Source organism: Streptomyces sp. NPDC005899, assembly GCF_040629645.1.
GTDB lineage: Bacteria > Actinomycetota > Actinomycetes > Streptomycetales > Streptomycetaceae > Streptomyces.
This window is the reverse complement of record NZ_JBEXWB010000266.1, coordinates 1-8985: the sequence shown is the minus strand read 5'-3', so window position 1 is coordinate 8985 and position 8985 is coordinate 1. Positions and strand designations below refer to the sequence as shown.

The following is an 8985-nucleotide window of genomic DNA, read 5'->3' as shown; positions in this document are numbered from 1 at the left end:
CGGGCCCCCGCGGCCCCGCCCCCCGCGCGGGGGGCCGGCCCCGCCGGGGGGGGCCGGGCGGGTCCGCGCCCCCGGCGGCCGGCCGACCCCCCCCCCCCCCCCCGCCGTCTCCGCGTCCGGCGGAGTGCGGGGTCGGCGTCGAAACTTTCGAGCCGGGCGGGTCCTCCTGCCGTCCCGTCGCCGGCTCCCGGCGGGCGTACCGACAGGACCACCCATCTGTCATGAGCAAGCCAAATCTGCTCGGCGGTGCGGCCGGTCCCACCCGCGCCTCTCCGGCTCTCCACACCCGCCCCGGACGCCCACCGCCCGCCGGCACCGCGCACGCGCCACACCCAGGGAACGGACAACGACGCAATGACGAAGGACCTCCGGATCATCGGGGTGAGGATCACTCCCGTCGCCTTCCGGGACCCGGCACTCCTCAACGCGGTCGGCGTGCACGAGCCCTTCGCGCTGCGCGCCGTCGTCGAGGTCGACACGGGCGAGGGCCTGGTCGGCCTCGGCGAGACGTACGCGGACGACGGCCACCTGCGCCGGCTGCGGGCAGCCGCGGCGGCGGTCACCGGCATGGACGTGTACGCACTCGGCGCCATGCACCGCGCGGTGACCGCGGCCCTGGCGGGCGCCGACACGACCGGCGGTTCCGGCCTCACCGGGATGATCACCACCAGCAGCGCGGCCGACCGGGTCTTCTCCCCGTTCGAGGTCGCCTGCCTCGACATCCAGGGCAAGGCGGCCGGCCGCCCCGTCAGCGACCTGCTCGGCGGCGCGGTCCGGGACTCCGTCCCCTTCAGCGCCTACCTCTTCCACAAGTGGGCCGGGCACCCGGGCGAAGAGCCCGACGGGTGGGGAGCGGCGCTGGACCCGGAGGGCCTCGTGGCCCAGGCCCGGCGCATGATCGCCGACCACGGTTTCTCCGCCGTCAAGCTGAAGGGCGGGGTCAGGCCGCCCGAGGAGGAGGTCGAGGCGGTCCTGGCCCTGCGTGAGGCCTTCCCCACGACGCCGCTGCGCCTGGACCCAAACGCCGCCTGGACCGTCCCCACCGCGATCGAGGTGGCCCGTCGGCTGGAAGGTGTCCTGGAGTACCTGGAGGATCCGACGCCGGGCCTCGACGGCATGGCACGGGTCGCTCGGGAGACCCCGATCCCGCTCGCCACCAACATGTGCGTGGTCGCCTTCGAGCACCTCGCGCCCGCGGTGGAGCGGGGGTCCGTCCAGGTGGTGCTCTCGGACCACCACTACTGGGGCGGACTGCACCGGTCCCGGCTCCTCTCCGGGATCTGCGACACCTTCGCCCTGGGGCTGTCGATGCACTCCAACTCGCACCTCGGCATCAGCCTGGCCGCGATGACCCACCTGGCCGCCGCCACACCGAACCTCACCTACGCCTGTGACACCCACTGGCCGTGGAAGACCGAGGAGGTCGTGGTGCCCGGCGCGCTCACCCTCGCCGACGGGGCGGTACGCGTCCCGAAGGGGCCGGGACTCGGGGTCGAGATCGACCGCGACGCCCTGGCCCGGCTGCACGAGCAGTACATCGCCTGCGGGCTGCGCAACCGCGACGACACCGGCTACATGCGCCGGATCGACCCGTCCTACGAGAGGAAGACCCCCCGCTGGTGACCCGGTGCGGCCACCCGGCACCCGGGTCGCCGCACCGGGCACGGACGCACCTCAAGGAGTTCGCATGGCCCCGCTCGACCGGACCGCCCTCGTCGGCTGTCTCCCGGCGCTGCTCCTCATCGGCCTCGGGGCGCACCGCCGGGCCGGCGACGTGAGCGGTCACTCCATCGGCGGCGACCGGATGCCCTGGCGGCTCTCCGGCAACTCCCACCACATGTCCGCCTACGGCGCCGTGTTGGTCGCGTACGCCGCCATCGCCTACAGCTACGGCATCACCGGCCACGTGTGGGCCTTCCCGCCGCTCGCCCTCACAGCCGCCGTGGGGGCATGGCTGTTCGCCCCGCGCCGGCAGCGGCTCAGGCAGCGGTACACCGTCGCCTCCCCCCGTGAACACCTCGCTGAGCGCCACGACGTGCCCACACAGCAGGCACCCGCCTGGAGCGGCGCCCTGATCGAGGTCTTCGCCGCGGCCGCCCCGGAACCGGACGACACCGCCGACGCCGTCGTGGCCGCCCCGCGGCCCGCCGCGGCGCCGGGCACCGCCCGCCGACTGACGCGGCCTTACCGAAGACCCACCCCGCGGCGCGAGGCCGCGGGCACGCCCGTCCAACGTGTCACCAGTGCGAACGAATGGGAGAGCAGTATGGACCAGCACACCCCGCACAGCACCAGCCGCCGAGCGGTCCTCGGGGCCGGCCTCGGACTCACCGCACTCGCCGCGACGCCGCTCGGGCCGCTGCTGGGACCGGCCGTGCAGGCCGCGGCCGCTCAGGCCGGTTCCGGCCCGGCCGGCGGCAGGCCCACCGACCCCGGCGCCTACATCACCTTCACCCCCCGCCCGGGCGCCTTCCCCCTCGTCAGGGCCGGCCGGGCGGCCCCCGTGGTGGTCAGTGACGACGACCACGCGGGCGTCGTCCGGGTGGCGGGCGACCTCCAGGCGGACATCGAACGTGTCACCGGTGTCCGCCCCGCACTCTCGCGGACCACGGCCCCCCGCGGCAGGGAGGTCATCCTCGTGGGCACCATCGGCCGCAGCCCGCTCATCGACGCACTGGTCGCCGCCGGGAAGCTGGACGTCTCCTCCGTCGCCGGAAAGTGGGAGACGAGCCTGCAGACCGTCGTCGAGAGGCCGATGCCCGGCGTCGGCCGCGCCTTCGTGATCGCGGGCAGCGACCAGCGCGGCACCGTCTTCGCCGCCTACGACGTGTCCCGGGGCATCGGGGTCTCCCCCTGGTACTGGTGGGACGACGTGGTGCCCGTGCACCGGGACGCGCTGTACGCCCTGCCCGGACGGCACACCCAGGGCACTCCCGCGGTGAAGTACCGGGGCTTCTTCGTCAACGACGAGAACCCGGCGCTCGGAACCTGGGCCCCCGCCTTCTTCGGCCCCGGCAAGGCACCCGGCTACGAGGGCGGCTTCAACGCCGCCTTCTACGCCAGGGTCTTCGAAGTCATGCTGCGGCTGAAGGCCAACTACCTGTGGCCCGCCGTGTGGGGCCGCGCCTTCGCCGAGGACGACCCGGAGAACCACGCCACAGCCAAGGCGTACGGCGTCGTCATGGGCACCTCGCACGAGGCGCCCATGATGCGGGGCATCGAGGAGTGGAACAGGCACGCGGTCGCGGCGGTCCGCGACAGCGCCGGAAACATCACCACTCCCGGGCACGACCCCTACGGCGGCACCGGTGAATGGTCCTTCCGCCGCAACGCCGAGGCCATCAAGGCGTACTGGCGCGAAGGCGTCCGCCGCATGGCGCACGAGGACTTCGAGGGCGTGGTCACCCTCGGCATGCGCGGCAACGGCGACGTCAGCCTGCCGGACGGCGACGGCATCGAGCTGATGGGCGAGATCATCGCCACCCAGCGCGCGATCATCGCCGAGGAGCTCGGCAGCGACACCGCCGTCCCGCAGGTGTGGACCCTCTACAAGGAGGTGCAGCGCTACTGGGACCGCGGACTGCGCGTCCCCGACGACGTCACCGTGGTCCTCACCGACGACAACTGGGCCAACGTCCGCAAGCTGCCGGACCTGGAGAACGACGCGCGCAGCGGGGGATACGGCCTGTACTACCACTTCGACTACGTCGGAGTGGGACGCAACTACAAGTGGGTCGACACCGCCTCGCTCCCCAACATGTGGGACCAGCTCCACCAGAGCGCGGCATACGGCAACCACGGTCTCTGGGTGACGAACGTCGGCGACCTCAAGGGCAACGAACTCCCCACCCAGTTCTTCCTCGACTACGCCTGGAACCCGGACCGGTGGCCCCTGGAGAGCCTGCCGGAGTGGGAGGAGCGCTACGCCGCGCAGAACTTCGGCGAGGGCCAGGCCGAGGAGATCGCCGGGATCCTGCGCACGTACGCCGCCCTGCAGTCCCGCCGCAAGCCCGAGCTGCTCAACCGGAAGATCGGCCTCGACCCGTCGAAGGACCCCGCGAAGGACACCTCGGCCATCGTGTACGACGACCGGGCCACACCGTTCAGCCTGGTCGACTACCGCGAGCTGGAGCGGGTCACCGAGGACTGGCAGCGGCTGGCCGCCGCCGCCGAACGCGTCCGCCGCAGGCTTCCGGCCTCCGCCCAGGACGCCTGGTACGAACTGGCCGGGTACGCAGTGCGGGCGACCGCCAACCTGTACGCGCTGCGGGAGGCGGAGTTCACCAACCTCCACTACGCCCCGCAGGGCCGCGCCCTCACCAACCGCCTCGCGGCCACCGCGGAGGCGGGACTGGCCGAGGACCTCGCCCTGGCGCGGCGCTTCGGCACCGAGGTGGCCGACGGCAAGTGGAAGGGGTTCCAGAGCCAGCCCCACATCGGGTACGGCGACGTCGACCGCTACGGTCCGAACGCCCCCTGGCAGCAGCCCGAGCTGAACAACGTGGCGATCGCCGACGAGATCTTCCCCGCGGTCCGGCGCATCGACCTCCCCGCGAAGGCCGAGATGGGCGTGGCCGTGGACGGCTCCCCCCAGTGGTGGCCGGCCGCCGGGCAGGACGGGACCGAGCCGGTCCTGCCGGTCTTCAGCCCCTACCAGAGCCAGCCCGCGCAGTACGTCGACGTCTTCAACCGCGGCACCGAGCCGTTCGGCTACCAGGTCCGCACCGGCGCCTCCTGGCTGATCGCGGACCGCACCCGCGGCCGGGTGGACGCCCAGACCAGGGTCACCTTCCGGGTCGACTGGACGCGTGCCCCCTTCGGCGTCTCGCGTGTGCCGGTCACCGTGTCGGGACCCGGTGGGAGCGAGGTCGTCGTCCGCGCGGTGATCGACCGCCCGCGGGTCCGGCGCGGACAGCTCACCGGTTTCGTGGAGTCCAACGGCTACGTATCCGTCGAGGCCGACCACTTCCACCGTGCGGTCGGCCGTGACGGGATCTCCTGGCACCGCATCCCGGGTATCGGTCGCACCGGTTCGGGCATGGAGCCCTTCCCGGTCACCGCGGCACGGCAGGTGCCGGGCGGCACGGGGCCCCGGCTCGAGTACCGGGTCAGCCTCTTCACCACCGGGCCGGTCACCGTCTGGGCCTACCTGTCGCCGCGCAACGACGCCCTGGCGACCGACGGGCTGAGGTACGCCGTCTCCTTCGACGACGACACACCGCAGTCCGTCGACGTCATCGCGGCCACCGGGGCCGACGACGGCACCATGAACCCCCAGTGGGCCCGCAACACCTCGGACAACGTCAACCGCACCGCCACCGTGCACCACGTCGGCCGTGCGGGCGCGCATGTGCTGAAATTCTGGATGGTCGACCCGACGGTGGTGCTGCAGAACCTCGTGGTGGACACCGGCGGCCTCAAGCCCAGCTACCTGGGCCCGCCGGAGAGTCTCCGGCTCGGCTGACCGGAGCAGGACGAGGAGGCGCGTGAATGGGCATCGGGATCCAGGACGCCGAAGGGCGCGGCGGAACGCTGGAGGTGGTCCCGGCCACGGTCGGGGGAGTGCCCGGGGTCGGAGTCCGGGCCCGCGGGCCGGCCGTGGGCGCCTCCTGGTCCTGCTCCCCCGCGGCGGCGAGGGAGCTGGCCGCCGCGCTCGTCCGGGCGGCCGGGGAGGCGGAGAGCGCCCGGACGCAGGAGCCGGTCACCGTCAAGGCGCGGGACCTGGAACGCGGTGACGTCCGGAGCGGGGACCGCTTCATGACGGTGGAGGCGGTCAGGGCCGACGGGGCGGGAGTCCTCGTGACCTGGACCTCCGGCGGTGGGCGCAGCTGGAGCCAGATGTACGAGGCCGGCACCGAGATCACGGTGCGGCGCCGGCCGCGCCCCCGGAGCTGAGGCCGGCGGGGGGCGGGCCCGGACCGGGGGCGGGCCGTGAGCGGCACGAGCGACCTCATACTTCGATGGATGCCGTAGTACGGCGCTTTTCGTAGTACGGTGACTTTCGTGCGACGTGGTGGCCCGGTGCTCCCGGGTCGCCCCTCCCTGCCCGCCGTCGCGTCCCGAGGAAGCGGAGAACCCCCGTGAGTTCACTCTTCGAACCCTTCACCCTGCGCTCGCTGTCCGTCCCCAACCGCATCTGGATGGCGCCGATGTGCCAGTACAGCGCGGAGGCGTCCGGGCCGGAGGCGGGCGTGGCCGACGACTGGCACTTCTCCCACTACGCCGCCCGCGCGGCCGGCGGCACCGGCCTGATCCTCGTGGAGGCGACCGCCGTCAGCCCGGAGGGCAGGATCAGCCCCGCCGACCTCGGCATCTGGAACGACCGGCAGGTCGAGGCGTTCCGCCGAGTCACCGGCTTCCTCGCCGGGCAGGGCACGGTCCCCGGTATCCAGCTGGCCCATGCCGGACGCAAGGCATCCACCGACCGCCCCTGGCGCGGCGGCGGCCCCGTCGCAGGCGACGAGGGCTGGCAGCCGGTCGCCCCCAGCCCTCTCCCGTACGACGAGGGCCATCCGGTACCCGCCGAACTCACCGTCGACGGCATCCAGGAGATCGTCGGCCAGTTCGCGGACGCCGCCCGCCGGGCACTCGCGGCCGGCTTCCGGGTCGCCGAGATCCACGGTGCGCACGGCTACCTGATCGGCCAGTTCCTCTCCCCGCACAGCAACCACCGCACCGACGCCTACGGCGGCTCGTTCGAGAACCGCGCCCGCTTCGCCCTCGAGGTCGTGGACGCGGTGCGGGCCGTGTGGCCCGAGGAACTCCCGCTGTTCTTCCGTGTCTCCGCCACCGACTGGCTGACCGAGAACGCGGACGACGAGCGCGAGGGATGGACCGCCGACGACACCGTCCGCCTGGCGCGCGAACTGCGCGCCCACGGCGTCGACCTGCTGGACGTGTCGACCGGAGGGCTCGCCCCCGGGGCGCGGATCCCCGTGGAGCCCGGCTACCAGGTGCCGTTCGCCGAGCGTGTGCGCACCGAGGCGGGCCTCCCGGTGGCCGCGGTGGGGCTGATCACCGACCCCGTGCAGGCCGAGAAGATCCTCGCCGACGGGAGCGCGGACGCCGTCCTGCTCGGCCGGGAGCTGCTGCGCGACCCCTACTTCGCCCGCAGCGCGGCGCGCGCGCTCGGTGGCGACGTGCGGGCGCCCGAACAGTACGGCTACGCGATCTGACGGGAAGTCAGCCGGTAGGCTCGGGCCGGTGTCCACTTCACAGGGTCCCACCTTCCGCGAACTGGCCGTGCAGGCGCTCTCCTCGACGATGCACGGCTACGACCTGCTCGCCCCGAAGTTCGACCGGTCGCCCTACCGGACCCCGGACAGGGTGCTCGAAGCCGTCGGCCGCGCGGTGCGGCCGTTCGGGCCGTTCGACCGGGGCCTGGACGTGTGCTGCGGCACCGGAGCGGGCGTGGGAGTCCTGCGCGCGCTGTGCCGGGAGCGTGTCACCGGCGTCGACTTCAGCGCGGGCCTGCTCGCCGTCGCGCGGTCGGCGCACACCGCGGACGCCGGCCCGCCGGCGGTCGGCTGGGTGCGGGCCGACGCGCGTGCGCTGCCCTTCGCTCCGGTCTTCGACCTGGCCCTGAGCTTCGGAGCCTTCGGGCACTTCCTGCCGGCGGAACGGCCCGACCTCTTCGCCCAGGTGCGCGCGGCGCTGCGACCGGGCGGCCACTTCGCCTTTCCGGTCGGAGCGCCACCGGCGGTGGGCTCACGCGCCTACTGGACGCTGCTCGGCTTCGACGCGGCCATGCGGGTGCGCAACGCGCTGCTGCACCCGAAGTTCGTCATGTACTACCGCACCTTCCCGCTCGCCGGGGTGACGCGGGACCTGGAGGCGACGGGCTTCGCCGTACGGCTGCTCCCGCTGGAGGAGCTGGGCCGCAGGCCCGACGGGAGCCCCCGGGCCCGGCTCGTGGTGGCCACCCGGCAGTAGAGCTACGACATCTCTCGTACAATGGGTGTCCCTGGACGAACTGGAGCCGCTGTGACGTCGAACGCCGCCCGTGTGCTCGCCCATCCCGCGCGTGAGGAGATCCGCGTCGAGAGCGTGCTGCACGCGCTCTCCGACCCGATACGGCTGCGCATCGTGCGCCAGCTCGCCCACGACGCCGACGAGCTGGCCTGCTCCCGGTTCGACCTCCCCGTCTCCGCGTCCACCAGCACCCACCACTTCCGGGTGCTGCGCGAGAGCGGTGTCATCCAGCAGTTCTACCGCGGCACCGCCAAGTTGAGCGGCCTGCGGACGCAGGACCTGGACGACCTCTTCCCCGGCCTCCTGGCCAGCGTCCTCGGCGCGGCCGACCTGCAGGAGAAGCGGCTCGGCGGGGCCCTCCAGCAGGCGTGAGAGCGGGCGGCGGCCTCCACGGCGACCCATGAGGCCGTGCGGCGCCCTCACGGGCCCGCGACGCACCGCAGTCGGCCACCCCGGGCCCCGGGGGGTGCCGGAAGCATCCCCGGGCGCTCCCGCCGCCGTCAGCGCCGGCTCTCGCCCCGGGCCGCGTCGAGCAGGCCGGACCAGTCGGAGATCTTCACCCGGCCGCGACCGAGGGAGCGCCCCAGCGCGGCCTCGGCCCGCTCGATGGACAGCCAGCCGTCCCACTCCACCGGAGCCGGCCCCGCCGCCCGCAGGGCGTCCAGCGGATCGGCCGCCACGTGCCTGGCGGCCAACCGCGGCGCGTCCTCCAGCAGGGCGGCGACGGTCTCCTTCGCGCACGACCTGTTCGAGCCGATCACTCCGGTGGGACCCCGCTTGATCCACCCCGCGACGTACTCACCGGGTGCGGCGACCCCGTCCCTGAGGACCCGGCCGCCCAGGTGCGGCACGGTGCCGCGGGCCGGATCGAAGGGCAGCCCCGGCAGCGGCGTGCCCCGGTACCCCACGGCCCGCAGGACCAGCCCCGCCTCGATGTCCTCGTGAACGCCGGTGTCCCGGACACCCCCTGTGCCGTCGGGGGCCGTCCGTGCGAACCGGACGCCGGCGACCCGC

General features: G+C 73.8%; 6 protein-coding genes and 1 pseudogene. 6 read left to right on the top strand and 1 reads right to left on the bottom strand.

Features of this window, described 5'->3' with window-relative positions:
• Positions 1-354 precede the first annotated feature (354 nt).
• From ABZ371_RS24310 to ABZ371_RS24285, 6 genes are all read left to right on the top strand, one after another.
• Positions 355-1623: a glucarate dehydratase family protein gene (locus tag ABZ371_RS24310; RefSeq protein ID WP_358683224.1), complete on the top strand. Its 1269-nt coding sequence runs from the start codon at positions 355-357 to the stop codon at positions 1621-1623.
• Between the two features lie 643 nt (positions 1624-2266).
• Entirely contained in the window at positions 2267-5464 is a 3198-nt protein-coding gene (locus ABZ371_RS24305; protein WP_358683226.1) for a glycosyl hydrolase 115 family protein, read from the top strand.
• Between the two features lie 26 nt (positions 5465-5490).
• The gene (locus ABZ371_RS24300; RefSeq protein ID WP_358683222.1) at positions 5491-5895 is read left to right on the top strand and encodes a hypothetical protein; all 405 of its coding nucleotides are present in this window, start codon (positions 5491-5493) and stop codon (positions 5893-5895) included.
• A gap of 185 nt (positions 5896-6080) precedes the next feature.
• Positions 6081-7175: an NADH:flavin oxidoreductase/NADH oxidase gene (locus tag ABZ371_RS24295; RefSeq protein ID WP_358683220.1), complete on the top strand. Its 1095-nt coding sequence runs from the start codon at positions 6081-6083 to the stop codon at positions 7173-7175.
• Positions 7176-7203: 28 nt separating this feature from the next.
• Positions 7204-7932 carry a class I SAM-dependent methyltransferase gene (locus tag ABZ371_RS24290; protein WP_358683218.1) on the top strand — a complete coding sequence of 243 codons (729 nt, stop codon included), beginning with the start codon at positions 7204-7206 and terminating at the stop codon, positions 7930-7932.
• A 51-nt stretch (positions 7933-7983) separates the two neighbouring features.
• On the top strand, positions 7984-8343 hold the full coding sequence (locus ABZ371_RS24285) for a helix-turn-helix transcriptional regulator (RefSeq protein WP_358683216.1): 360 nt from the start codon (positions 7984-7986) through the stop codon (positions 8341-8343).
• A 128-nt stretch (positions 8344-8471) separates the two neighbouring features.
• On the opposite strand, the pseudogene ABZ371_RS24280 reads toward ABZ371_RS24285, so the two are convergent.
• A pseudogene (locus ABZ371_RS24280) lies at positions 8472-8985 on the bottom strand (NADP oxidoreductase); the annotation flags it as partial.